Origin of the sequence: Rhizobium sp. SJZ105, assembly GCF_007828365.1 — a bacterium.
GTDB classification, from domain to species: Bacteria; Pseudomonadota; Alphaproteobacteria; order Rhizobiales; family Rhizobiaceae; genus Agrobacterium; species Agrobacterium tumefaciens.
In genome coordinates, this window is the sequence record NZ_VIUP01000005.1 from 119,467 (window position 1) to 143,434 (window position 23,968).

Consider the following 23,968-nt stretch of genomic DNA (forward strand, 5'->3'; position numbering starts at 1 on the left):
TACACCCATAGGCAGCACCATACCTTGAAGGCGGGCTGGCAAATAAGTCACCCTTTCGGTTGCGGAAACCAGCCGCCGGAAGCGAATTTTAGCGAATTCCAATCTAACCCTACGGCTTATGGATGACGTTTTCGAGCCGAATGCAGTATCGTCACCCACCCTGATCCATAGTATTTTTTCCAGTTAATAAAAGAATTTTCTGAAATTCACTCGAAGACAATGCGATGAAATCAGGGGGCGTCAGATGAATAATGAGGCAGTTTTTTCTGCAAGGCTGAGCTCGACGCATCACGTCGGGCTTTGCCGTCTTTGCAGCTCGCCATTGGTGCATACCTTCGTCGATCTTGGAATGTCTCCGCCCTGCGAAAGCTTCGTCGCAGCTGACGCAGCCAACGACGTCGAGCCGTTTTATCCGCTCCACGCATTCGTTTGCGACGAATGCTTCCTCGTCCAGCTTCAGGAATATGTAGCGCCCGAAAATATTTTCACGGAGTACGCGTATTTCTCCTCGTTCTCGGACAGTTGGGTCGCTCACGCAAAGCGGTACTGCGACATGGTCATCGAGCGCTTCGCGCTTGGCGAATCCAGTTTCGTTGTCGAGCTTGCCAGCAACGACGGTTACCTGCTGCAGCATTTCCTGACCAGCAACATCCCGATGCGCGGAATTGAACCGGCGGTGAACGTCGCAAAGGTGGCGATCGGCAAAGGTATTCCGACACTCACGGAATTTTTCAACGAGGCTCTGGCAACCGATATGGCGGCCAGGGGACAAAAAGCCGATCTCATCATCGGCAACAATGTCCTCGCACAGGTGCCTGATATCAACGATTTCGTTGCCGGCATGAAAGCCCTGCTCAAGCCTGAAGGCGTCATCACCCTTGAGTTCCCGCATATCAAAAAGCTCATCGAAGAGAACCAGTTTGACACCATCTATCACGAGCACTTTTCCTACTTCTCATTGCTGACCATAGAAAAAATGGCGCGCCGTCATGGGCTCAAGGTTTTCGATGTCGAAGAGATCCCCACACATGGCGGTTCGCTGCGGGTCTTTTTCTCGCACGAGGACAGCAATTTTCCGCGTGAAGCCCGCGTGGATAGCCTCCTGGAACGGGAGCTGAATGCCGGGCTCGACAGAATAGAGACCTATACGGCCTTCTCCGAAGCCGTGCGCCAGACAAAGCGAAACCTGCTGTCTTTCCTCATCCGCCTCAAGGAGATGCGCAAATCGATCTGCGCCTATGGCGCACCGGGAAAGGGCAACACTCTGCTGAATTATTGCGGTATCGGCACCGATTTCATCGATTTTGCAGTCGATCGCAACCCTTACAAACATGGTCGCCTCACGCCGGGAATGCATATCCCGATCCGCCCCGTCAGCGAAATCCAGCGCATAAAACCGGACTACGTTCTCATTCTCCCCTGGAACCTGAAGACTGAGATCGTTGCACAAATGAACGACATCAGAAATTGGGGCGGGAAATTCATCGTTCCAATTCCCGACATATCCATCATTGATCCGAAGGAGTTGGTACAATGAAGGTCGTCTTGTTCTGCGGCGGCAGGGGTACCCGCATCAGGGAATATTCCGAAAGCGTACCGAAACCGCTGATCCCGCTCGGGTCTCAACCGATCATGCGGCATGTCATGCAATATTACGCCCGTTTTGGGCATGAGGACTTCATCCTCTGCCTTGGCTACAAGGCGCATGTCATAAAAGAATTCTTCCTGAACAGCCGGCCGGAAAGCTATGCCGACTGCGTCATATCGAGCCCCGGACGCGTGGAGTTGCTCGAGGAACTGCCGAGGGACTGGCGGGTATCCCTGATCGATACGGGGATATGGCGCAATATAGGCGAACGTCTCTGGGCCGTACGTCATCATCTCAAGGGCGAGAAGATGTTCCTTGCCAATTATAGCGACGGCCTGACCGACGTCGACCTCGACGACATGATTGCCCAATTCGAAAAGAGCGACAAGCTCGCCTGCTTTCTGGCTGTCAGACCGCCCCTCACCTACCATCTGGCGGAAATCGACGAGAGCGGAAGGGTCCGGGAATTTCGGTCGTCGGAAACATCCGATATGTGGATCAACGGCGGCTACTTCCTGATGCGGCCGGAAATTTTCGACTACATGCGCGAGGGTGAGGAACTCGTGCTGGAACCGTTCTCGAGGTTGATTTCTGAAGACAAATTGATGGCCTACAAGCACGAGGGTTTCTGGCGGTCAATGGATACGCTGCGCGACTGGCAGACGTTGGAGGCGATGGTCGAGCGTGGTGACATGCCATGGATTGGAGACGATGGGTCAATGGCACGCAAGTCGTCAAACACGAAGCTGCTGCCATGAAAAACATGTCCCTCGCCTCCGCCGGTGATCGCCTGTCGATCCTTTGTCTAGGAGCTCACTCCGACGACATTGAGATCGGCGTCGGAGGCACGGTACTCAGTCTGCTTTCAAAGGGCGTATTGCTTGACGTCTATTGGTGCGTCCTCAGTGCCGGCAACGAGCGGGCCCTGGAGGCACGCAGTTCCGCCGAAGCTTTTCTTGCAAAAGCAGCATCCTACTCAATTGAGCTGGCATCGTTTCAGGACAGCTACTTTCCCTCGCAAAGCCGCGAGATCAAGTCATGGCTGCTGACATTGCGCGACAAAGTCAGCCCCGACGTCATATTCACGCATAGCCGTGAGGACGCGCATCAGGATCACCGCGAAATCAACAGGCTCACATCCAACATCTTCAGAAATCACCTGATCATGGAATACGAAATCCCAAAATGGGATGGCGATTTCGGCAGACGAAACGCCTACGTGCCGTTGAGCGAAGACGCGATGAACATGAAGGTGGAGCTTCTCTTGCAGCATTTTGGAACACAGAGATCCAAGGACTGGTTCGATGCGGATACCTTTCGCGGCCTGGCGCGGCTGCGGGGGATGGAGTGCCGTGCGCCTACACGTTTTGCGGAAGCCTTTACCGTTAGAAAGCTGACGTTCGCCTGAAACAGGCGAAAGCCTGTTGACGGTACGAGATCGACGTTTTTCGGAAATTAAAAGAAACCAAAAACAATACAGGGGGCATTTTCGTCATGATCCATAACCACATCTCCGAGAACCCGCCGGAAGGCGCACCGCATCCGCAGGCCGCATCAAGTGCGGCTGGCTATATCGGCATCATAGATCGTCGCATGCTCGAGCGGGAATGCCTCGCCCATAGTCTCAACTATCAATATGCGGACAGGCGCATCCTGACCTTCTCCAATCTCGGCGAATGGCAACAGGCACGCGCGGAAATCGGCATGCCCGCGGCAGTTCTGGTCAGTGCCTGGCCTGGTCCGTCGGCAGAGACGAACCGCGAGCTTGCGGAGATTGTCGCTGCGGTTTCGCCGGCCGCCGTCGTCGTGCTCTCCGACGATCAGGACATCAATACCATCCTCGATACGATCGCTCTTGGCGTGCGCGGGTATATATCGAGCTCCGTCAGCGTCGATGTCTGCGTCCAGGCGATCAGTCTTGCAATCGCGGGCGGCCGCTTCATACCGGCCAGCAGTGTCATGAACATGAAAAGTCTGTTCGGCCTGACGGCACACGCGGCCATACCGCCGATGAAATTTACAAGCCGTCAATCGGCTATCGCGGAGGCCCTGCGGTGCGGAAAGGCGAACAAGGATATCGCTCTGGAACTGAACCTCTGCGAAAGCACCATCAAGGTGCATATCCGCAATATCATGAAGAAGCTTGGGGCAACCAACCGCACGGAAGTTGCCTGCAAGATCGGCGACATGGCGTACGAGCGCTAAGCACACGCCAGTCACCGACCGCTACCGAATGCCCCGCTTACAGCAGGAACCGTCATGATCCAGTCGTCATCATCTCCGGGTGAGCAGGAAGGTATTTCCCGCTTCATATCCATCCTGCGGGAGCGGCGCAGAGCCGTCTTCATCTGCTTTCTCGCCAGTTTCACAATCGCGGCAATCGGCTATGCGCGAACTCCGATCCGTTACAAGGCCGAGGCGACCCTTGCGCTTGATGTCCGCAAGCTTCAGGCGCTCCCCACCGAATCCGTGGTGTCTCCGCTGCCTCAGGAAAGTCCGGTGCTTCGAACCGAACTCGATATCATCGGATCGAGGTCCATGGCCGAACGGGTTCTCGTCATCCTGCAAAAAGATCGCCTGCTCGAAGGGCGGCAAGCCAAATCCGACCGGGCGACCACCGACGCGATCGTGCTTGGCAATGACGCCGAGACATCGAAAATGATCGATGACCTCATGACCAATGTTCGTGTGATGAATGATGGCCGGTCGTATACGATTTACATCTCCTATTATGCCGGCGATCCGGCGCTTGCCGCAAAAGTCGCCAATGCTTTCGGGGAAGCCTATATCGACTATCAGATCGACCTCCAGACAACAGCAACCCGGCGTGTGAGCGCGTGGCTCGGGGAACGGCTGGTCAGTCTGCGGACGGAACTCGAGGAGTCCGAACGCCAGGCGTCGCAATTTCGCGAAAAATCCGGATTGATAGACACTGGTGGTCTTCCGCTGCAGTCGCAGCGTCTTTCAAGTCTGAATGTCGAGCTGACGACGCTACAGGCCAAACTGGCGGGGTCAAGGGCGCGCCTGGCCACAGCGCTCGAACTGCAGAAAAGCGGCGATGGGCTCGGGATCACCGAAGTTCTGTCCTCACCATCGATCCAGCTTTTAAGGGCCGAGCAGGCAAGGGTCATCAGAGCCATTGCCCAGATCGATGAAAGCGGCGCCGTCATGAGTCCGGAGCGGCCGCAGTTATCCTCCCAGCTCAGTTCACTCAACAAGCAGATCGATTCAGAGATCGCGCAGATCATCGCTGCCTTGCGCAACGAGATCGAGGTCAACGAAAAACAGCGGCAAGAAGTCGAGGCCAGCCTCAATGATGTGCAACGCGCCATTTCCACGACGGATATGGCAATGGTTCAATCCGGGCAACTTGACCGGGAAGCAGCAGCGAACCGCTCGATCTACGAGACATACCTCGCACGCTACAAGCAGACCATCGAACAGGACGGTATCGCAACTGCCGAGGCGCGGATCATATCAAGCGCGATGCCGTCCCGTAAACCGACCAGTCCTGACGAGCGTCTGTGGGGTCTGGTTGCGCTTCTTCTCGGTTGCAGCACCGGCTTGGCGGCAGCTTTTATCCTGAACTTTACGGACCGGTCCGTTGGCTCCATCACGTCTCTTCAGCAGAAAACCGGACTGAACGTCATCGGGCGCATTCCACGCATTTCCTTCGGAGAGTTCCAGAACAAGCCCGGGAAATTCAGCAGCGGCGCGGCGGATTTCTACAGCGCGTTTGCCGACCTTCAGACCCACATACAGTTGGCCGAGAGCAAGGCGAAAGTGATCGCCTTCACCTCTTCGGCCGATGGGGAAGGCAAGACGTTCGTGATTGCCAACCTTGCCAGATCTCTTGCCATGAGCGGCGTTAATCTGCTGCTGATCGATGCCAATCTGCGGAACCCGGCTCTCGGGGGGGAATTCGATGTGGGATCGACATTGCATGTTGCCCAGGCGGTCAGCCGCGAGGTGTCCCTGGACGACGTCATGCAACGCGATCAGGCCTCCGGGGTCGACATCATCGTCGCCGAGAAAAGCGACCTGCCGCCAAATCTTGTTCTCGGAAGCAAGCGCTTCGCCGGCCTGATTGCAGAGGCGAGACAGCGATACGAACTGGTATTGATCGAGGCCCCATCCGTTGCCCATGACCTCGACCTGTTGCGGATCGCCAGTCTGTCGGACGCCGTATCCTTTGTAGTCCGACAGGACGTCGCCGATGGCACGGGCATGAAAAACGCCGTCATCAAGCTGCGGGTCGCGGGCCGGCCGATCACGGGCATCATCCTCAACGGAATACGACGCCCGAGAAAGCGTCACCCCCCGGTCTGGCCGAGGATTTTCCGGGACTGGAATACTCATTTCAAGCTGCGGAAACGGGCGACCAGCCTGCGCCCCCCGGCTGTCGTCCATAGCGAGAGGTGAAACATGCGTTTCGTGACAAGGTCCAAGGGCTTTTCCCTGATGATGGCCAGCACCACCTTTCTGTCTCTGGCCGTTTGCCAATTTCCGGCCGCTGCAGATGGCACCAACTACAAGGTCGCTACCGGCGACGTCTTGACGATCTCCGTCTATGGCGACCCGGGCCTGACCGGCCTCTTCCCAGTCAGTGCAGATGGAACGATCGGTTATCCGCTTCTTGGCAACGTCAACGTGGTCGACCAGACGGTGAACGAAATCGGTGCGCGGATCAGCCGCGATCTGGCAAGCCATGTGGCAAACCGCTCCGTTGCCGTCGCGGTCAAGGAATATGCTCCGATCTTCGTTGTCGGCGACGTCCAGAAGCCGGGAAAATATGAATATCGTCCCGGCATGATCGTGCTTGAACTCTTCGCACTCGGAGGAGGATTGCGCGAGTCGAATGCACAGAGGGATACCTCGGGCATACAGTTGATCGCTGCCCAGCAGGAATATGAAGATATGTCGATGCAACTCCTGTCGCAGGATATCCGGCGCGTTCGGTTGGAAGCGGAACTGAACGACACCGAATTCGAATATAGGGGCGACGAAATCGGACTTGTCCGGGATCGCACCGCACTGGAGAAGATCGTAGAATCTGAAAAAAGTCTGTTTCGCCTTCGCCTCTCGGCGCAGCAGGACGAAAAGACCAACCTCGAAGTCCAGCGACAGAACTTCATTCAGGAAATAGATACGCTTCAGAAAAGCAACGTCATGCGCACCCAGCAACTTGAGTTGCTTGACATGGACGTCAACGCCTCGAAAGAACTTGTCACGCGTGGTGCAGCCTCCGAATCTGCCCTGAGAGAACGCAAGCGCGAACTGCTGTCCATGAACCAGCAGGTGCTGGAATCGACATCGTTCTTGGCGCGCGCGCAACAAAACAAGAGCGAAGTGGAGCGGCGTATTCTGGAGCTGAAGAGCAAAAGGCACAATGACGCCGCGACCGAACTGCGGGAGACCTCCCTGGACATCATGCGTCTGAAGAAAAAACTGGCCTTCAGCCTTCAATCCATGGCCGAGATCGGCTCGACGGCGCGGCGGGTTTCCAGCCTTGAGGACATGATCCAGACCAAATTCTTCATCGTGCGTCAGGTTGCAGGCACATATCGCGAAACAGCTGCGGACGAGCATACGCAGGTCCGCGCGGGGGACGTCGTCCGCGTCCGCCTGTCGGTATCTGGCAGAGATCCGGTTTCGGCAGCGGTCGTCACAGGAAGCGTCAACTAGAAAGACGAGCGTTTCTGATGCCCCTGCTTGAGCGGCCCTGCAAAGCAGCTACCGCTTTTGGAGAGCTATAGCTCCAGCTCGCAATTTGCTATCCTGAATAGTGCCCTCCAACAGTCTTGTAGGCCCGCACCAATCAAAAGAGCTTGCCGGCGTTCCGATCGGTAGGCTCCTTATTTCCTCCAGAGAACAGAAACAATCGGCACAAGTGTCGGGGGAGACGGAGATGGAATCTGCGATCGTTCCGGTTGGTTATCACATGGTCAGGCAGCGTGCCGTCATCATCTTGAACGGCGAAAGAGGGCTGCAGCCCGTCCATGTGACGCAAGATGCCCTGAACGACATTCAGTCCCCACCGCAGTGCGATGCGCAACGTCTGGCGCAATTCGTCGATGTGTTTGCGACGATAGCGACATCCAAAATCGAGAAGGGAATGTTTGCGTTCGATGGACAGATCTGGATCACGGCGACCGACGTCCGAGCCTGGCTCAATATGGCGACGGAAACCGGACCGGCCAAGTGACGTCTCTCAAACTCTAACGCTTTTATCCTTTTGCCGTTACCCAAAGCGCGAAAATTTGTGAGACAGCAGATGGATGGATGTGGACCCTACCGCTTATAGCCAGATTGAACCGAAGCGATAAAAGCGGTTTGTAAGAGTAACCCGTCGCCCCCTGATACTTTGGCGGGTCCCTGGTAACCGGGGTTTACCTGGTAACTGGGAGGGCTCGCTCGTTCAACCGGGCGAGCCTTTTTGCGTTCTGCACAAACCATCACCAACGCCGCGCAAATCTTGTCGTGCCGACGGGTTCAGATTGAAATTTGCAGGAATATTACCCAGTCAAACTGGAACCACAGACCGCTCGCCACTCATGGAGTAACGAACGATCCGTCGGTCCCCTCGCCTGAAATGAAAACCGCCGAGCCTGAATTTCAATGGCCCGTGGTATCGCATGGCCTTGATTTATTGAGCCATATTCGCCACTTTCCGGCAGCTCGTCAATTCACCGCAGATACGTCATTAGAGGTAGTTTGCCGGGATTTTCGCAGGAATGGACTCCGGTTCAATCAGGTGTTGGCGTTGCAGCATTGGAGAACGATTTAACGGTGCCGGCCTTAGGGCCCCCGTTTCCCATCGCAAAACCGCTCCATGTGGAGCCGACATTTACCCAGCTGTTCTGCGGATGCATCGTCACGAAACCCGCACTTTGAACGGGCCCTGGCGTTCCTCGGGTAAAATGATTGTCGTAGAGCACCGTGTTGATCCGCCTTGAGCGTTCGGCCGGTCCGGCCTTGAAGTTGCCGTCATGCGTCCACATGAGTTTGTAGGCATCTACGAAGCCGTAACGGACGTTGGCGAAGGTATTTCCATCGAAGACCGTCCCATTATAGTCGGCGCCGGGATGGTTCCAGGTTTCATATTCGACGCCGATATAGGCGATATCCGTAAACCGGTTCCGGCGATAAATATTCCCCAGACCGCCCCAGATGCCGGCAACCCCGGAATCCGCGAATGTCGTGCCGACATAGAGGCCGCTGTTGCTGCGTGTCACACTATTGTTGGAATATTGCAGGAAATACGGGCTAAGTCCCCGCGTCGAGTCCAGCGCAACCGTCATCATGCCGTGTCGCATCTGAGAGATGCGGTTGCTGTCGACCACCACGTCGTAGACGTTGCCGTAGAGAAGAACGCCGGTGGAATCGGAATCATGCTCCGCATAGCTTGCCCTGCCATCGAACACATTATCGTATATCACGGCTCTCGATGCGGTCGCTGCCAGAGCAAAACGGCTCGTTCGATCCGGCACGACATTCCAGGGTTGCTCGAGCAGAACGACAGAACCGTCCGTCGATGCGATGTGACGGTGTTGCCCGGCACCTCGCCCGCCAACGATGACGAGATCGAAACCGCCCGGCGTGGCATCCCCCAGATCCGACAGGGACTTGAAGGTAACCGAGTTCGAGGAAGCGCGGACGAAATCGTTCTTAAGCTTGCTCCCGACGATCTCGAAGCAGATCTGTTCGCCCTTGTTGCAATCGACCTTGGTGCAGTCGTGGGGCGCGGCGTTTCGCGAGATGTTTTTCTCAAAATAGAGGTTTCGCATGCTCCCGAAATGCGCCTGGGCAACAAAAAAACGTCCGATGCCATGACCGTCGTCGCGGCTTTCATCCGCATTTGTCAGCTCGTTGCCCGTCATGGCGAAATCGCGCCCACCCCATAGCGCGACGACGGATTCGCCGTAACCCGTCATCCGGAACCGGTTGTTGGAGAAAAACACCTGCCGGCTCGCGCCGTAAAAGGATCCGTTCTCGATCAGCTCGGACGCATGCACTAAAAGCCCTACGGTGTCCTGGGCATCGAACGCCGGCACGCCCCAGGCGTCGATGCGTACGGAATCCAGCCGTGTGTTTTTGGTGTTGCGCAAAGCAAGAAGAGGTTTACCGGCAATGTTGCGGTTGGCATTGAGGGTCAGGTTTCCGAACCGGGTGTCGTCGCCATTAACGACAACCATGCTCTGATCAATCCCTTGGTTCAGCCTGATCTCCGTTTTGTTCACCCCTTCCCCGAACCACGCCACATTGGCGGGCGCAATCAAAGGCTTTGTCACGAGATAAATCCCGGCGGGGAAATACAAAACCGATGGCGCCGTTGCGGCCGCTGCGTCGAGCGCGCGCAAAATGGCTGCGGTGTCGTCGGTCATGCCATCGCCCGTTGCACCGAACTGCCTGGCATCGATGCGCTTTTTATCCTGGGCCGCCCATGGCGATTGCGACAGGACGACAAGTATCAGCGGACCGCTCCAGCCGAAGCGGCCGCCATGGGTATTGTGAACCCACACCTCATAATTGCCCGGTGGCAGAGCCGGCACCTCGAAATCGACCTTGAAGGGGTTGACGGAAATTGCCGGAACATACCAGCCGGCGACAGCGACCGGCTTGATATAGAGATAGGATTGGCTGGTCCCGTTAGACCGTGAAAGGTTGCGTCCATAGACCGAGACGATCGCTCCCGGCGCTGCGGCATCCGGCCCGATCCACCAGCTTTCCGTGCGATTGATCGCAAAGCTGCGTCCTTGAACAGTGCCCCGCTGGGGCCTGATCAGGTAGGTGGACCATGAAGGAAGCGTGGCTGGCAGCAGCAGCGTCGCCGCCGTCGCGTCAGCCGTCAGCGGCGCCAACGGAGTCACCACGCCCTCCGCGGCACCGGGGTGTTGCGAAAAGACTTCGAAACCCGTTCGTCCATCGAGATCGACGCCGGTCATCGAGACAACCTCGCCAGCGCCCGCCGTTCTCGAAATCTCCGCGATTGCCGGACCCTTGCCGCCTACCTCTATCCACGGCGGATTGAAGGCATCCGCATCATCCGGCAATCGTGGTTCTGGAACAGGTATCGGGAAACCGAACTGCCGTGGATCAGGTTGGCTGCCTTGTTCTTGCCCTCCCCGCACCGCAGGCTGCCCGGCAAACGAGAGACCTGAAAATGCGAGCGCAAGAGCGGCAAGCAAAACCGATGATATCAGGGAATTTGGCGATCTCATCTTGCCGCTTGTCGTAACATATCCGATTGCAGCGACTTCGGGTGTCGCCACCACTCATACAAATCCTGAACTCCGTATCTGAGTTCGACCGTCGAGTTCCAGCCAAGCGCGTTGAGCCGCGAGCAGTCGAGCAGCTTTCTGGGGGCTCCATCCGGTTTGCTGGTGTCAAAAACGATCTGCCCATCGTAGCCGACGATGCCCGCAATCAGATGGGCTAGATTGCGGATGGATATCTCCCGCCCCGAGCCGATGTTGATCAGCGGAAAATGCGCCGATGATTTCATGAGGAAGCAACAGGCATCCGCCAGATCGTCCACATGGAGAAACTCACGCAGAGGACTGCCCGTCCCCCATAAAACAATCTTGTTCTGACCGCTGATTTTCGCTTCATGCATTCTCCTGATCATCGCAGGAATGACGTGTGAGCTTTGCGGATCGAAATTGTCGTTCAGCCCGTAAATATTGGTCGGCATGACGGAGACGCAATTCAGGCCATACTGACTGGAATAGAATTGGGAAAGCTTGAGCGCCGCGATTTTCGCAATCGCGTAGGCCTCGTTGGTCGGCTCCAGCGGACCTGTCAAAAGGGCATTTTCCGTGATCGGTTGTGCTGCAAATTTCGGATAGATGCAGCTAGATCCCATCCAGAGAAGCTTTTCGACACCGATATCGGCAGCCGATTTCATGATATTCATCGAAATGAGCGTGTTGGTGTAAAGAAAGTCCGCCGGATAGGCCGCATTTGCTGCGATGCCTCCGACCTTGGCGGCAGCGACAAAAATGACCTCCGGTCTTGCCGCCGCCATCCATTGCTCCGTCTCGTATTGTCGGGTCAGATCAAGCTCGCTGCGAGAGACTTTGAGAATTTCGCAATTCTCGCGCTCCAGACGTCGCACGAGTGCCGAGCCGACCATTCCGGTATGGCCGGCAACCCAGACGCGCTTGCCATACAAGCTGAACGGGATTTCTTGCGATTTATGCAACGAATTCATTTCTTCCCTCTTCCAACATCACGAGGCGAAGATCCGCTTCGACCATTTCCTGAACGAGGTCGCAAAAGGAAGTCGAGTGGCTCCAGTTGAGTTTCGTGCGCGCCTTGCTGGGGTCGCCGAGAAGAAAATCCACTTCCGCCGGCCGAAAATATCTGGGATCGATTTCGATGATCGTATTGCCGGTTTTGGCGTCGTATCCCACTTCGTCACTGCCGTCGCCGTTCCACTCGATGGTCTTGCCGACCACGCCGAAAGCAAGCTCAACGAATTCCCGCACCGTATGTGCCTCGCCGGTTGCGAGCACATAGTCCTCTGGTATTTCCTGCTGCACGATGCGCCACATGCCTTCGACATAATCGCGCGCATGCCCCCAATCCCTCTTTGCGTCGAGATTTCCAAGACGCAGCTTGCTCATGAGACCGCGTTCGATGGCGGCAACGCCGCGCGTGATTTTCCGCGTGACGAATGTCTCGCCGCGAATGGGGCTCTCATGGTTGAAGAGAATGCCGTTGGATGCGTGAAAGCCGTAACTTTCCCGGTAATTGACCGTCATCCAGTATGCGTAGAGTTTTGCCGCAGCATAGGGGCTTCTCGGATAGAACGGCGTACCCTCGTGCTGAGCAACAGTGCCCATCCCCCCGAACAGCTCCGATGTGGACGCCTGATAAAACCGGCAACGGTCGCCGAGGTTCAAAATGCGCATGGCTTCAAGCAGCCTCAGCGTGCCAAGCGCATCCGCATTTGCCGTATATTCCGGCGTCTCGAAGCTGACCTGGACATGGCTTTGGGCGCCGAGATTATAGATCTCGTCGGGCTGGACCTCCTGAATGACCCGGCACAGGTTCGTGGCGTCCGTCAGGTCACCGAAGTGAAGACGAAAGCGAAGGTTTTCCTCGAAGGGATCTTGATAAAGATGATCGATCCGGCCGGTATTGAATGAGGAAGACCGCCTTTTCAGGCCGTGCACGATATATCCCTTGGCAAGCAGCAATTCACTGAGATAAGCGCCGTCCTGCCCGGTTACGCCGATAATCAAGGCTCTCTTGTCTACCATCCACCACATCTCCCAGCGGTTCCGGCCCCGGATGGCGCCTCCCTGAAAGGTATAACGAGGCCCTGCGCATCGGCAGCATACCAAAAGGGAGAGGACGGCCGGTCAGAACTGGCTGATTCACCGCCCACCACCTCGATATCTGCCTTTAAGAGGAGGCAGGGTGGGTATCCCCGCTTCCGACTTAAGCCTTTTGGTCGAGTTGCAGGTCACGCAGGCCGTGCCAGACTTCAAAAATACAACGCCGGGTCGCGCACGATCTTTACGATAACAGGGAGCGCGAGACGACATCATCTACGGTTCATGGAGGCGGATTGGATGGGTACGTTCGCGACGACTTACGAAAAAATGCAGAACTTCAACTGGCTGACGCGCTTTCTGCACGCGGGCCGCTATCGAAAGCTGCTTGAGGTCCTCGAAACAGTGCAGAAGGACGTCGGCAATCGGAAGGTCCGAATACTGGATATCGGCTGCGGCCCCGGAACCGCGGTCGGACATATTCTGGAAAAATTCGACGTTGATTACGTCGGTATCGACTACGATCCAATCTTCATCGAGGCCGCGCGCAATCGCTACAGCAACTACGAAAACTGCCGTTTCATCGTCGGCGACGCCACCGACGAGAGCCTTTACGAAACGATCAAGGCCGACATCGTCATCGCGCTTGAAACGCTTGAACATATCCACCTCAACCGCACCGTCCGTGTCATCGAGCACGTCTGCGCGATCGTTCGTCCCCGCATTTTCCTGGTTACGGTACCCGTCGAAGTCGGTCCAGCCGTATGGATCAAGAACGGGGGTTCGGCCCTGATGGGCTACAATCGGCAATCCGGCAATCTGAAAGAGACTTTTTGGGCAGGCCTATACCGGCTGGACCGGGTGCCCGCGCACCATACGTCACATCAGGGATTCGACTGGCGGTGTCTGGCGCAGCTTATCCGCGTCAACGCGCCCCTGCGGGAAATCCGCAGCCTGCCGTTCTCTTTTGTTCCACGCTTTCTCAGTCCGAACGTCGCGCTGATCGCCGAGCCGATAAAATCGAGGATCGATCTGGCAAACGATGACCCCGAGGCATGGAAGATCAACCATGGCCAGACAACCTGGAACCAACAGCATATTGTCGAAGGTGCCGTTGCAACCGATGCTGCTCGCCACGCCAAGTCCTCGTCAACATGGTCGATGCGCCTCAAAGGATTACTGGGAATGGCCCTCGCCACCATGCCATTTGCCTGGCATCGCTGGTCCTACATTTCCATTTCCCCAGGCGAACTGCATTCATCGCATTTCCTGCTGACGATCGACAAACACTTGCTGCGGCCTCATCAACCTATGGAAGGCGACATTATCGTCCTTGCGGGGCAAGCCATTGTTCAACGCATTTCTGAAGCCAGCTGTCTGCTGATCTAGAATCAGGACTTGTCAGCCGCAGCGAGCGCAGAGAAGACGAAAGTCGTACATGGATCGTTCCGGGTTGCGGACATCCACAGGGGACCGCCAACGCCCGTCAAACCCGATAGCGCAGGGCCTCTAAAACCCTGACGAACGCCGGTGATGCCTGGCGACGGCTGGGGTAATAGAGGTAATATCCGTCCCAGGGCGGGGAATATTTCTGCAGCACGCGAACCAGCCGGCCGTCTGCGACATAAGGAAGGATCATTTCCTCCGGGATGTAGGCAAGCCCGAAGCCATCAAGCGCGGCTTCAGGCGAATTGAAACTGTTGTTGAAGGCGAGCTGGCCATCGACCTTGATCTTGATCTCGCGGCCGTTGTCCTCGAACTCCCATACATAAAGGCCGCCGGCACTCGGCAGCCGGAAGTTGATGCAATCATGGCCGACCAGGTCCTTGGGATGCCTCGGGTGTGGTCGGTTCTTGAAGTAGGCGGGCGATCCGACGACAGCGAGACAAAAGTCGGGACCGATCCTTGCGGAGATCATGTCTTTCGCGAGATGTTCGCCCATACGCACCCCCGCATCATAACGCTCCGTCACGATGTCGGTCAGTCCGTTGTCGAGGATCAGCTCGACCTTGATGTCGGGATATTCAGGCAAAAATTTCCTGAGCTTGGGCCAGAGGACATAGGTGATCGCGTACTCGGCGGCGACGATACGGATCGTTCCCGCCGGCTTTTCCCTCAGTTCGTTCAACGCATCGACATGCGCTTCGATCTCGTCGAAATGCGGACCGATCCCGTTGAGCAGCCGCTCGCCCGCCTCCGTCGGCGAAACCGCTCTGGTCGTCCGCATCAGGAGACGCACACCCAACCTGGCTTCAAGCTGGCGAAGTGTGTGGCTCAGTGCTGACTGCGACACGCCCAGCTTCGCCGCCGCCCGGGTAAAGCTCTGTTCTCGGGCAACCGCAATGAAAGCTGCAAGATCGTTGACGGTATCGCGTGCCATTCATGAGCCTCCTGCATCCAGACCTGTTGATTATGGCATAATGCTCATGCCGCACTAACAGAAAAAGAGCCCGCTTCGGGCGGGCTCCTGAGCTGTTACGTCCCTGCCGGACGTATCAAGCCGACAGGTGCTGCTCAAAGAAGCTGGCGAGCTTGGTGAAGGGGATCACATCCATCTTGTCGTAGAGGTCCGTGTGGCTGGCGCCGGGAATGACATGGAGTTCCTTCGGTTCGGCCGCCGCCGCATACGCGGTCTCTGCGAAGTAGAGAGAATGGGCCTTCTCGCCATGAATGAATAAAACCGGGCGCGGCGAAATTTCCGCGATGTAGCTCAGGATCGGCATGTTCATGAACGAAATTGGCGTTGTCTGCGACCAGGCGTTACGGGAGTTGACCGCCCGCTTATGATAACCGCGTGGTGTCGAGTAGTAGTCGTGATAATCGACCATGAACTGCGGCGCGTCGGGTCCGACTTCCGCGTTGTAGGCCGCCTGATAGGCAGGTGTACCCTTTTCCGCATCGACCCACCGCTGGCGGCTCAACTGTTCCAGGGTCGCCGTGCGCTGCTCCAGCGTGACGCTGTCGTTGTAGCCCTTGGACATGACGCGGGTCATATCGTACATGGTGCTGGCGACCACGGCCTTCACACGCTTGTCCGAGGCCACGGCATTGAGCGCCATGCCACCCCAGCCGCAGACACCGATGACGCCGATCCGTTCGCGATCGACTTCGGGACGCAGGCCGATGTAGTCCACAGCCGCGCTGAAATCCTCGGTGTTGATGTCGGGAGACGCGATATTGCGCGGTTCGCCGCCGCTCTCACCTGTATAGGAAGGATCGAATGCCAGAGTGACGAAACCGCGTTCGGCCATCGTCTGTGCGTAAAGGCCGGACGATTGTTCCTTGATCGCGCCAAACGGTCCACTCACCACGATTGCGGGGTTTCCGACGCTGTTGCGGGTTTTTGGCATGTAGAGGTCGGCCGCCAGGGTGATGCCATAACGGTTTTTGAACGAAACCTTCTTGTGATCGACCTTCTCGCTCTTCGGAAAAACCTTGTCCCAGTCCTGCGTCATCTTCAATGTTTGCGCCTCTGCCTTCGAAACCGCCATCACTGACGCCGCGCCAATCGCGGCGATGCCGACGCCCGTAATCTTGAGAAGGCCACGGCGGCCCATGTCCAGGCCCTCTCCCGTAGAAGCGTTTTCGTTCTGATTGCTCACTTCACTCTCCATTGTCGTTGCCGTGACGAGCGGCCGGGGGGCTGCTTTGAGGGGTGATGCAGCAGCGTCGTTCAAAAGATAGATCGGAGATTGTCGCGAGATTAGACCGCGGCGAAGGCATGCCGTCATGAGCGATATTCATGAATGAACCGAGCCCCTGCATCGACGTGGATAACACGCAAGAAGGCCGGGCGCGGCTAAACAAGACCCTTTGATGAGCGCCGTTCATGACTGCATCCCGTGACAGGCGGCTAATTGCAAGATGCTTCATGACTTATGTTCACCTCGCTGCCTCCCATCAGCAGCGGAAGACCGTTGAAGAAATAGCCAAAAGAAGCTGCCGTACCATGTCGATAGAAACTACAATTTCCACAGGGGAAGCCAGATCCCGATCCACAAACTGGGGCGGTGTGTTGGCGATGACGCTCTGCGTTTTCGCCCTCATCGCATCTGAATTCATGCCTCTCAGCCTGCTGACGCCGATCGCGGATGAACTGCGCATTAGCGAAGGATCGGCCGGACATTCGATCGCGATCTCCGGCGCTTTCGCCGTCGTCACGAGCCTCTTTGTCTCGTATCTCGCGGGAGAATGGGACCGTAAGCTGCTGCTGCTTGCACTGACGGCACTGATGGCCCTTTCTGGCGTGACCGTGGCGATCGCACCGAACTATGAAATATTCATGGTCGGGCGCGCGCTCATCGGGATAGTGATCGGTGGGTTCTGGTCCATATCGGTGGCGACCGCCATGCGTCTTGTACCGGAGCATCTCGTTCCCCGAGCGCTTGCAATCTTTAACAGCGGTAACGCGCTGGCAACTGTCGTTGCTCCTCCGCTGGGCGCGTTTCTCGGATCGATCATCGGTTGGCGAGGTGCCTTCTTCACTGTCGTCCCCGTCGCGGCGATCGCATTCCTGTGGCAGCTGGCAAGCCTCCCTTCCATGAAACCCCTCCCCGGGAAAACGTCAAAGAATGCATTCAGGCTACTGAACCGTCCCTTGATCGCTATCGGCATGGCATCGGTCTCGGTCTTCTTCATGGGCCAGTTCACGCTGTTCACCTATGTCCGCCCGTTTCTCGAAACTGTGACACGAGTAGATATCTCGATCCTCACCTTCATTCTTCTGGGCATCGGCGTTGCGGGCATCGTTGGCACCAGCCTTATCGGTTACTTTCTCGCCGACCGCCTGTATCGCGTTCTGATCGTCATCCCGGCTCTGATGGCGGTGACGGCCGTGATACTTGTTGCCTTCGGCAACAGTCTCCCTGTCGCGGCGATAGCGCTTGCGGTCTGGGGAATGATTGCCACCGCAGCGCCAGTGGGTTGGTGGGCGTGGCTCGCCCGCTCACTGCCGCAGGATGCGGAAGCCGGGGGTGGTCTCATGGTTGCGGTCATCCAGCTTGCGATATCAGCCGGTGCGATAGTGGGCGGATTTCTTTACGACGCATCCGGCTACCGCATGACTTTCCTGGCAAGCGCAGGTTTGCTCCTGGCCGCGTCAGCGCTGGCATTCAAATCATCGAGAATATCCTCGTAAAGCAGTTCGGCATGAGAGCATTCCAATGATCGACAGGCGTCTATTTCTTGGGCTGGCTACCGCGGCCACAGCTTTCCCGTCCGCATTGTTCGGTCAGGTAACAAAAACGGAGGTATCCTTGATGAGTTTCCGAATGGCCTTTGGTGGTCACAGCATGACCGCGACCTTGTTTGACAACCCGTCGGCACGCGAGCTCATGAAAATACTGCCGCTCGATCTCACGATCGAAGACTATTCGACAAACGAGAAAATCGCATATCTGCCTCGAAAGTTGACGCAGGTGACTGACACGCCGTTCGATAACGCACGTCCCGGCGACATCGCTTATTACGCACCATGGGGTAATCTGGTCTTCTACTACGACCGCTACCGATACTCGAAAGGGCTGATCCGCCTCGGACGCTTCGATGACGGCTTCGAGCCACTTTTCACCCGAGGCGAATTCTCTCTGCGCATAGAGCGCGCCTGACACGCGCCTGCCAACGGTAAATGCCACTAACGTCGGGAAAGCAAGCGGGCCATGGCATGATGGGGTGCGGGCTTATCGCTATCCGGTCCGCTTTCCCTTTCGAGACGTGCACGAATCTTTTCGATTTCCTCTTCCGTGAGGTGCTCGATCCCAATGAAGTCACCGCGCGCCTGCTCCACCGCCCGGAGCAGCTCGTCCAGTTTTGCTTCCATCGCTGCGGAATCCCTGTTCTGTGAATTCTGCACGAGGAAAATCATCAGGAAGGTGACAATGGTCGTACCCGTATTGATGACCAGTTGCCAGACCTCCGAAAAACCAAACAGCGGTCCGCTGATCCCCCAGACGAGCACGGTTCCGAGAGCCACCATGAAAGCCGTTGGAGAGCCGGAAAATGAAGCTATAGCGCTTGCGAAGCGAGTGAAGAATTTATTCATAACACGCTGCCCCTTGTTGCCATTTCAGGGATGCCAACCAACAAACAAAATGCACGATTGTTCCGGGGTGCCGTGACAGCAGAAGTTCCGATTTGCACTTCGATCCGCCGCAAGCCCTCCTTCGTGGTCGTTTGCGCCAAAGTGGCCGGTGAATTCTCCCCAACGACAATGAGGCGGCCACCAACTCTCCTACCCCGGCATTCAAGCAGGGCAGCACAAGCGTCGGTGCCATCACCTCCGCTTGACTATTCTCCGAAGCATGGAGCCTCTCGCCTTGCGAGGAATGAGATCGATATCGCTGACAAGCTTTGCGCCCCCCTCCCGCCGTTCCAATGTGATCTTCCGGCTATGAAACGCTTCCAGTTCGGCACGATGCGCTACGCTCACGATCGTCGCATCGGGTAGCTCATCAATTACCGTCTGCATCATCTTGTCCTGACTTTTCTCGTCCAGAGCCGCCGTCGCCTCGTCCATGACGATGATGTCGGGGGCGTTCAGCAGCAGGCGTGCGAAGGTCAGCCGTTGTTTTTCGCCACCTGATAACGTCTGGTCCCACGGCGCCTCGTCTTCAATCTTGTCCTTGAGTTGACCCAGACCGACCTTGTCGAGAGCGGCCCCGATCTCTTCCGGCGTCCAGCTCTCGGCCGGTTGCGGATAGCAGACCGCCCGACGTAGCGTGCCGGCCGGAATATACGGCCGCTGCGGCAGCATGAACAATCGGCTGCCGGCGCGAAAATTGACGCTGCCTCCACCCCATGGCCAGAGACCGGAAATGGCCCGAACCAGTGTGCTTTTGCCCGAGCCCGATTCCCCCGCGACAAGCACTCTCTCACCCGCGCCGATCTCGACATCCGTCTCCTTGACGACGGCCGTTCCGTCACCGAGAGAAACGGACACATCCTTGAGGCTGAGTATTGTCTCGCCTTCTGTTTCGCCTCGCACGATCCGACCGAGCGTGTCGCTCTTTTCGGCCCGCTCCAGGCCATCGAGCGACATCATCAGGGAGGCCACACGTCGCGCGCAGGCATTCCAGTCGGCCAGACGGGGATAGTTGTCGACCAGCCAGCCAAATGCGGATTGGACAATGGTGAAAGCGGAAGCAGCCTGCATTACCTCGCCAAGAGACATGCTTCCATCGAGAAACTTCGGCGCGCACAACAGAACCGGTACGACGGGGGCAATCAACATCGATCCATTCGATACGACCGTGGTGCGCATGTATTGCTGCGCCATGAGACGCCACTGCCGCCGGACATTGCCGAAGCGCTTGTCCAGATCGCTGCGCTCCTCGTCTTCGCCGCCAAGCAGGGCGATGCTCTCACCATTCTCCCTGACGCGCGTAAGCGTGTAGCGAAACTCCGCTTCAACCTGGTTCTTGACTTCGGAAACCTTGACGAAGTTCCGGGCAATGAAGGCGATGGAACTGGATGTGATGATTGCATAGATAACAGCCGCAATCACGAGAAAGCCGGGGATCGTGATCCAGACACCCGCGATAGAGACCGTAAGAGCGCCACCAATCGTCCACAAGACAACGATAAAGGTAGAGGCAGACACGAATGCAGCGATGACACCTGAAACAAAATCCACGGGCGCCTCCGTGGCAATACGCATATCCTCCGAGAGCCTTGCCTCGGGGTTTTGATGGTCACCATCGATCAAATTGAGCTGATAATAGCGGCCGTTCGCAATCCATCTTCCAACGAGCGCCTTTGTCAGCCAGGAACGCCAGCGCCGCTGAATGCGCATCCTGACATAGACCTGCGAGGTCACGATAAAGACACTTCCCAGGACGAGCAGCGGAAAGACGGATCCGAGAAAATAGACCGTCGACGCGTCGCGTTTCTCAATCGCGTCAAAAATCCCGCGATTCCAGACGTTGATGCCATACTGGAAGCCGACATTTATGCCGATCATAGCCAGAAGCCCGAGCGAAAACAGCCAGGCCAGCCGATCGCCGCGACGGCTCCAGAAACCTCGCGCGCTGATCCAGAAACGCTTCAGCAGATATTTCCTGCGAGCCTCCTCGGCCTCCTCCGGCGTCAAGCCCAAAGCAGGTTCCATCTCCTCTGGCGGGAGCGGATCATCGTTTTCATGGGCATCGTTTTCGGATGCGATTTGGGTGCCAGTCTCGTCGGCACCAACGACCGGCTTCGGTCCTGCGTCATTATCGATCATGGGCGCTAAACGAACGATGCGTCGAAAGGTTTCACGGCTTTGTGATGCGTCGTGAAATATAATTCCGTTGCTGCGCGGGGCTTTTCAAAAGCCTCTAAATACACGGCTTTCTGGCCCGCTGCCGACATACCGGAATCGCGCTGGCGGATATTGTGACCGTTGGTGGAGACGGTCCAGGTGCATCGCCATGGGGTGCCTGACTTGGCCCGCGGTGCGACAGATCATATTGACGGTTAACCGCGTGTTGACTTCCCGTTTGACGAGATGGCCTAACATAAGCAGACTCTGAAATTGGACCCCGCCGCACCCGGTTTTCATGCCGTGCGGCAAGCATACGGCGCCATCATGCGACTTAGTACCATCACGAACCTGGCTTATGCTGTCACCCTCGTGCTCACGACAGTATCGGCGACCACATTCATTCTATCGGCCAGAAGCGCTTCTCAAGAGCGGGTGGCAATCCAGAATCATCTCGAACTGACCGATCTCGCCGAAGAACTGGCGATCATTGCGGACGAGCGCACCGAGGAGGCGCGTCTTTACGTCATGCGGGGCGACGAGCAACATCTCGCAAAATTCTACGTCGACGAAGATCAGGAAAAGCACCTTGAAAACACCCTGGACAAACTCGCAGCTCTTGGTGTTTCGCCGCAAGAGGCAGGCTCATTTCAGGACATACGAAAGAGCGCCGACGCACTGGACAAGATGGAGCGTGATGCAATCGGTTTCTATCGATCCGGCCGCCAGAACGATGCACAGCAGGTCCTGTTCGGCGATGAGCACTATCGACTGCATACGAACCTGCTGACAACCGTCGCGACGCTGAGAGAAGCCATTGCGGCCCGCTCGCAGGCGATGGTTGACCAGGCTAAAGACCGAAGCGATTTCTACGGATCGATCGCGAAAGTGATGCTTGCGCTCACCGCCCTGATGTTTGTGGCCGTACTCTATTTTGTCCTCAGCAGACGCGTTGCCTTGCCGCTTATCAAAATGAGCAACATCGTCACGCGCCTTGCCCGGCAAGATTACAGTATCGACCTGCCCGACGAAGGCCGGCGTGACGAAATCGGTGAAATGAACAAGGCTATCAGGATCTTCCGCAGCAACGGGCTGGAACGGGAACGGCTTGACGCGGAGCACCGCAGGAATCAACGCATCAAGGACCTGATCCTGCAGATGATGCATCGGATTCAGGCCTGCCAGAATCAGGAAGAATTGTCCGACGTCGTTTCGAAATTCATGCCGCAAATTTTCCCGGCCATTGCCGGCCGCCTGCTTGTTCTCAAGGAAAACAGTTCGGTTCTCCAATCGACCGGACAATGGTCCGATCCTTCGTTTTCGGCCCCGGAATTTTCGATAGACGATTGCTGGGCTCTCCGTCGCGGACGTCCCCACGCCAGCGACCCGGGCGGAGACGATGTTGTCTGCCATCACCTACATGGCAGTTCCGGAACAGGCCTGTGCATACCACTCACCGCATTGGGAGAAACCGTCGGCTTATTGTATCTTGAAATTCCGCAGAGTAGCGAGACGCTGGAGTTAGAGCGGCTATATCTCGAACTCCTCGCCGAGAATATAGGCCTTGCCGTTGCAAACCTCCAGCTTCGGCAGCGGCTGGTTGGCATGGCACGGCAAGACGCCCTGACTGGTCTTTTGAACCGTCGATCGCTTGATGAGACGCTGAACAGGCATATTGAAAAGCCAACCAATTCGCTTGCATGTCTGATGCTCGACATCGACCATTTCAAGCGCTTCAACGACCGGTTTGGCCATGATGCCGGAGATGCGGTGATGCAATATGTCGCCCAGGTGCTGTCGGAAGCTGTCGGCGATCTGGGTGAACTATTCCGTTTCGGCGGCGAGGAATTCACCGTGCTCATGCCGGCTGGGGGCATTGAAGATGCCATCAAGGTTGCGGAGAAACTCCGGCACGCGGTCGAGCGCGCACCTTTCACCTACCGGGGCCGTCTGCTTGACTCGATCACCATATCCATCGGTATCGCAACGTCACCGGGCGCCGGAACCGTGAGCAGCGTCCTGGAACGCGCGGACGCTGCGCTTTTGAGCGCCAAGCAGACAGGCCGGAACAAGTGGGTGTCGGCCGAGAAGCCTCCAACCGATTAGGTAGAGGCTACGCCGCACCGATTGCGTGGTTATCGACGCAGCAGCCGACCTAGCATATTTGACCGGCTAGACGATGAGGTTCGGGTTCTTCCACAGCTGGAATCCGCCTTCGAAAGCAAGCGCATTGTCTCCGCGGCGGCATCCGGGCGGCAGGGTATCGAGTTTTTCGACATTACCGCCGCCGATGACCACCTCATCCGGTTCAAGGGCGGCAGTCAGACGCCCTACGACATCAGTGACGCGCTTTTGCCATTTGGCATTGCCCTTCTCTTCGCGATACGCCTCTCGGAGATAGTGCTCGTACGTTTTGCCCTTCCGATAGGGAAGATGAGCGATCTCCATGGGCTGGGCCACGTTTTCGACGATCATCGCAGCCCCCAGGCCTGTTCCGAGACCGAGAAACAACATGCGCCCGCCCTGATAGGAGCCGATTGCCTGCATCAGCGCATCGTTAACGATACGAACGGGGCAGCGAAAAGAGCCGGCGTAGTCATAACCAACCCAGCCTGTACCCAGATTGACCGGTTCGCGAAGCGGTTTGTTGTGGACGACCGGACCGGGATATCCCATGGCGATGACGTCATAGGTCATGTCTTTCGCCATGGCGGTTACGGCGATGACCATTTCTGGCCCGGTCATCGCCTTGCCGCTTTCGACCTTGCGCTCGTCGCCACCGGCACTTGAGCGGATCTTGACGTGGCTGCCGCCGATATCGATCGCTAGAACGATCCGATCCTGTGTCATTGAACTACCGTC

The 23,968-nt window shown here is 56.9% G+C and carries 19 protein-coding genes; 11 read left to right on the forward strand and 8 right to left on the reverse strand.

The window, feature by feature from the left end:
• The first annotated feature begins 244 nt into the window (after window positions 1-244).
• The 7 genes from FB593_RS17125 (at window position 245) to FB593_RS17155 (ending at window position 7,793) form a co-directional block, all read left to right on the forward strand.
• A complete protein-coding gene (locus FB593_RS17125) occupies window positions 245-1,537 on the forward strand; it encodes a class I SAM-dependent methyltransferase (protein WP_145166791.1) in 1,293 nt (430 codons plus the stop codon).
• Window positions 1,534-2,346, forward strand: coding sequence for a glucose-1-phosphate cytidylyltransferase (locus FB593_RS17130; RefSeq protein ID WP_060642731.1), 813 nt, complete (start codon window positions 1,534-1,536; stop codon window positions 2,344-2,346). Before FB593_RS17125 ends, FB593_RS17130 begins: the two co-directional genes overlap by 4 nt.
• A complete protein-coding gene (locus FB593_RS17135) occupies window positions 2,343-2,996 on the forward strand; it encodes a PIG-L deacetylase family protein (protein WP_026330955.1) in 654 nt (217 codons plus the stop codon). The genes FB593_RS17130 and FB593_RS17135 overlap by 4 nt, the downstream gene beginning before the upstream one ends.
• Before the next feature lie 86 nt (window positions 2,997-3,082).
• On the forward strand, window positions 3,083-3,793 hold the full coding sequence (locus tag FB593_RS17140; RefSeq protein ID WP_003517638.1) for a helix-turn-helix transcriptional regulator: 711 nt from the start codon (window positions 3,083-3,085) through the stop codon (window positions 3,791-3,793).
• Window positions 3,794-3,847: 54 nt separating this feature from the next.
• On the forward strand, window positions 3,848-6,010 hold the full coding sequence (locus FB593_RS17145) for a GumC family protein (RefSeq protein WP_145166792.1): 2,163 nt from the start codon (window positions 3,848-3,850) through the stop codon (window positions 6,008-6,010).
• Window positions 6,011-6,013: 3 nt separating this feature from the next.
• Complete coding sequence (locus FB593_RS17150; protein ID WP_145166793.1) at window positions 6,014-7,273, forward strand: polysaccharide biosynthesis/export family protein; 1,260 nt, start codon at window positions 6,014-6,016, stop codon at window positions 7,271-7,273.
• A gap of 223 nt (window positions 7,274-7,496) precedes the next feature.
• Window positions 7,497-7,793 (forward strand): hypothetical protein, encoded by a 297-nt coding sequence (locus tag FB593_RS17155; RefSeq protein ID WP_003517645.1) that lies wholly within the window; start codon window positions 7,497-7,499, stop codon window positions 7,791-7,793.
• A 541-nt stretch (window positions 7,794-8,334) separates the two neighbouring features.
• Here FB593_RS17155 and FB593_RS17160 read toward each other — a convergent pair.
• From FB593_RS17160 to gmd, 3 genes are all read right to left on the reverse strand, one after another.
• Entirely contained in the window at window positions 8,335-10,641 is a 2,307-nt protein-coding gene (locus tag FB593_RS17160; RefSeq protein WP_145166794.1) for a glycosyl hydrolase family 28-related protein, read from the reverse strand.
• Between the two features lie 164 nt (window positions 10,642-10,805).
• Window positions 10,806-11,801, reverse strand: a complete 996-nt coding sequence (locus FB593_RS17165) for a GDP-L-fucose synthase family protein (RefSeq protein WP_186447934.1) — start codon at window positions 11,799-11,801, stop codon at window positions 10,806-10,808.
• A complete protein-coding gene (gene gmd / locus FB593_RS17170; RefSeq protein ID WP_003517650.1) occupies window positions 11,785-12,855 on the reverse strand; it encodes a GDP-mannose 4,6-dehydratase in 1,071 nt (356 codons plus the stop codon). Before gmd ends, FB593_RS17165 begins: the two co-directional genes overlap by 17 nt.
• A 315-nt stretch (window positions 12,856-13,170) precedes the next feature.
• On the opposite strand from gmd, the gene FB593_RS17175 reads away from it, so the two are divergent.
• A complete protein-coding gene (locus FB593_RS17175; protein WP_145166795.1) occupies window positions 13,171-14,259 on the forward strand; it encodes a class I SAM-dependent methyltransferase in 1,089 nt (362 codons plus the stop codon).
• Between the two features lie 97 nt (window positions 14,260-14,356).
• Here the strand turns inward: FB593_RS17175 and FB593_RS17180 are convergent, their stop codons facing one another.
• The gene (locus tag FB593_RS17180) at window positions 14,357-15,250 is read right to left on the reverse strand and encodes a LysR family transcriptional regulator (RefSeq protein ID WP_145166796.1); all 894 of its coding nucleotides are present in this window, start codon (window positions 15,248-15,250) and stop codon (window positions 14,357-14,359) included.
• A 115-nt stretch (window positions 15,251-15,365) separates the two neighbouring features.
• On the reverse strand, window positions 15,366-16,427 hold the full coding sequence (locus FB593_RS17185) for an alpha/beta hydrolase (RefSeq protein ID WP_145166825.1): 1,062 nt from the start codon (window positions 16,425-16,427) through the stop codon (window positions 15,366-15,368).
• Window positions 16,428-16,819: 392 nt separating this feature from the next.
• Between FB593_RS17185 and FB593_RS17190 the strand changes: the two genes are divergently transcribed.
• Together FB593_RS17190 and FB593_RS17195 are read left to right on the forward strand one after the other, a co-directional pair.
• On the forward strand, window positions 16,820-18,007 hold the full coding sequence (locus FB593_RS17190; RefSeq protein WP_186447936.1) for an MFS transporter: 1,188 nt from the start codon (window positions 16,820-16,822) through the stop codon (window positions 18,005-18,007).
• A 25-nt stretch (window positions 18,008-18,032) separates the two neighbouring features.
• Complete coding sequence (locus FB593_RS17195; RefSeq protein WP_321186287.1) at window positions 18,033-18,476, forward strand: cyclophilin-like fold protein; 444 nt, start codon at window positions 18,033-18,035, stop codon at window positions 18,474-18,476.
• Between the two features lie 26 nt (window positions 18,477-18,502).
• Here FB593_RS17195 and FB593_RS17200 read toward each other — a convergent pair whose 3' ends face one another.
• Both FB593_RS17200 and FB593_RS17205 read right to left on the reverse strand, forming a co-directional pair.
• The gene (locus FB593_RS17200; RefSeq protein WP_013761309.1) at window positions 18,503-18,910 is read right to left on the reverse strand and encodes a low affinity iron permease family protein; all 408 of its coding nucleotides are present in this window, start codon (window positions 18,908-18,910) and stop codon (window positions 18,503-18,505) included.
• Between the two features lie 231 nt (window positions 18,911-19,141).
• A complete protein-coding gene (locus FB593_RS17205; protein ID WP_065663096.1) occupies window positions 19,142-21,088 on the reverse strand; it encodes an ABC transporter ATP-binding protein/permease in 1,947 nt (648 codons plus the stop codon).
• A 345-nt stretch (window positions 21,089-21,433) separates the two neighbouring features.
• Between FB593_RS17205 and FB593_RS17210 the strand changes: the two genes are divergently transcribed.
• Window positions 21,434-23,212: a diguanylate cyclase gene (locus FB593_RS17210; RefSeq protein ID WP_145166797.1), complete on the forward strand. Its 1,779-nt coding sequence runs from the start codon at window positions 21,434-21,436 to the stop codon at window positions 23,210-23,212.
• A 66-nt stretch (window positions 23,213-23,278) separates the two neighbouring features.
• On the opposite strand, the gene FB593_RS17215 is transcribed toward FB593_RS17210, so the two are convergent.
• Window positions 23,279-23,956 (reverse strand): ROK family protein, encoded by a 678-nt coding sequence (locus FB593_RS17215; protein ID WP_145166828.1) that lies wholly within the window; start codon window positions 23,954-23,956, stop codon window positions 23,279-23,281.
• Between the last annotated feature and the right edge of the window lie 12 nt (window positions 23,957-23,968).

Bases quoted from the DNA above. Each gene is read 5' to 3' on its own strand.
- FB593_RS17200 (WP_013761309.1), bottom strand. From the start codon at position 18,910: ATGAATAAATTCTTCACTCGCTTCGCAAGCGCTATAGCTTCATTTTCC.
- FB593_RS17185 (WP_145166825.1), bottom strand. From the start codon at position 16,427: ATGGGCCGCCGTGGCCTTCTCAAGATTACGGGCGTCGGCATCGCCGCG.
- FB593_RS17215 (WP_145166828.1), bottom strand. From the start codon at position 23,956: ATGACACAGGATCGGATCGTTCTAGCGATCGATATCGGCGGCAGCCAC.
- FB593_RS17135 (WP_026330955.1), top strand. From the start codon at position 2,343: ATGAAAAACATGTCCCTCGCCTCCGCCGGTGATCGCCTGTCGATCCTT.
- FB593_RS17130 (WP_060642731.1), top strand. From the start codon at position 1,534: ATGAAGGTCGTCTTGTTCTGCGGCGGCAGGGGTACCCGCATCAGGGAA.
- FB593_RS17180 (WP_145166796.1), bottom strand. From the start codon at position 15,250: ATGGCACGCGATACCGTCAACGATCTTGCAGCTTTCATTGCGGTTGCC.
- FB593_RS17210 (WP_145166797.1), top strand. From the start codon at position 21,434: ATGCGACTTAGTACCATCACGAACCTGGCTTATGCTGTCACCCTCGTG.
- FB593_RS17195 (WP_321186287.1), top strand. From the start codon at position 18,033: ATGATCGACAGGCGTCTATTTCTTGGGCTGGCTACCGCGGCCACAGCT.
- FB593_RS17190 (WP_186447936.1), top strand. From the start codon at position 16,820: ATGTCGATAGAAACTACAATTTCCACAGGGGAAGCCAGATCCCGATCC.
- FB593_RS17140 (WP_003517638.1), top strand. From the start codon at position 3,083: ATGATCCATAACCACATCTCCGAGAACCCGCCGGAAGGCGCACCGCAT.
- FB593_RS17125 (WP_145166791.1), top strand. From the start codon at position 245: ATGAATAATGAGGCAGTTTTTTCTGCAAGGCTGAGCTCGACGCATCAC.
- FB593_RS17165 (WP_186447934.1), bottom strand. From the start codon at position 11,801: ATGAATTCGTTGCATAAATCGCAAGAAATCCCGTTCAGCTTGTATGGC.
- gmd (WP_003517650.1), bottom strand. From the start codon at position 12,855: ATGGTAGACAAGAGAGCCTTGATTATCGGCGTAACCGGGCAGGACGGC.
- FB593_RS17150 (WP_145166793.1), top strand. From the start codon at position 6,014: ATGCGTTTCGTGACAAGGTCCAAGGGCTTTTCCCTGATGATGGCCAGC.
- FB593_RS17145 (WP_145166792.1), top strand. From the start codon at position 3,848: ATGATCCAGTCGTCATCATCTCCGGGTGAGCAGGAAGGTATTTCCCGC.
- FB593_RS17175 (WP_145166795.1), top strand. From the start codon at position 13,171: ATGGGTACGTTCGCGACGACTTACGAAAAAATGCAGAACTTCAACTGG.
- FB593_RS17205 (WP_065663096.1), bottom strand. From the start codon at position 21,088: ATGATCGATAATGACGCAGGACCGAAGCCGGTCGTTGGTGCCGACGAG.
- FB593_RS17155 (WP_003517645.1), top strand. From the start codon at position 7,497: ATGGAATCTGCGATCGTTCCGGTTGGTTATCACATGGTCAGGCAGCGT.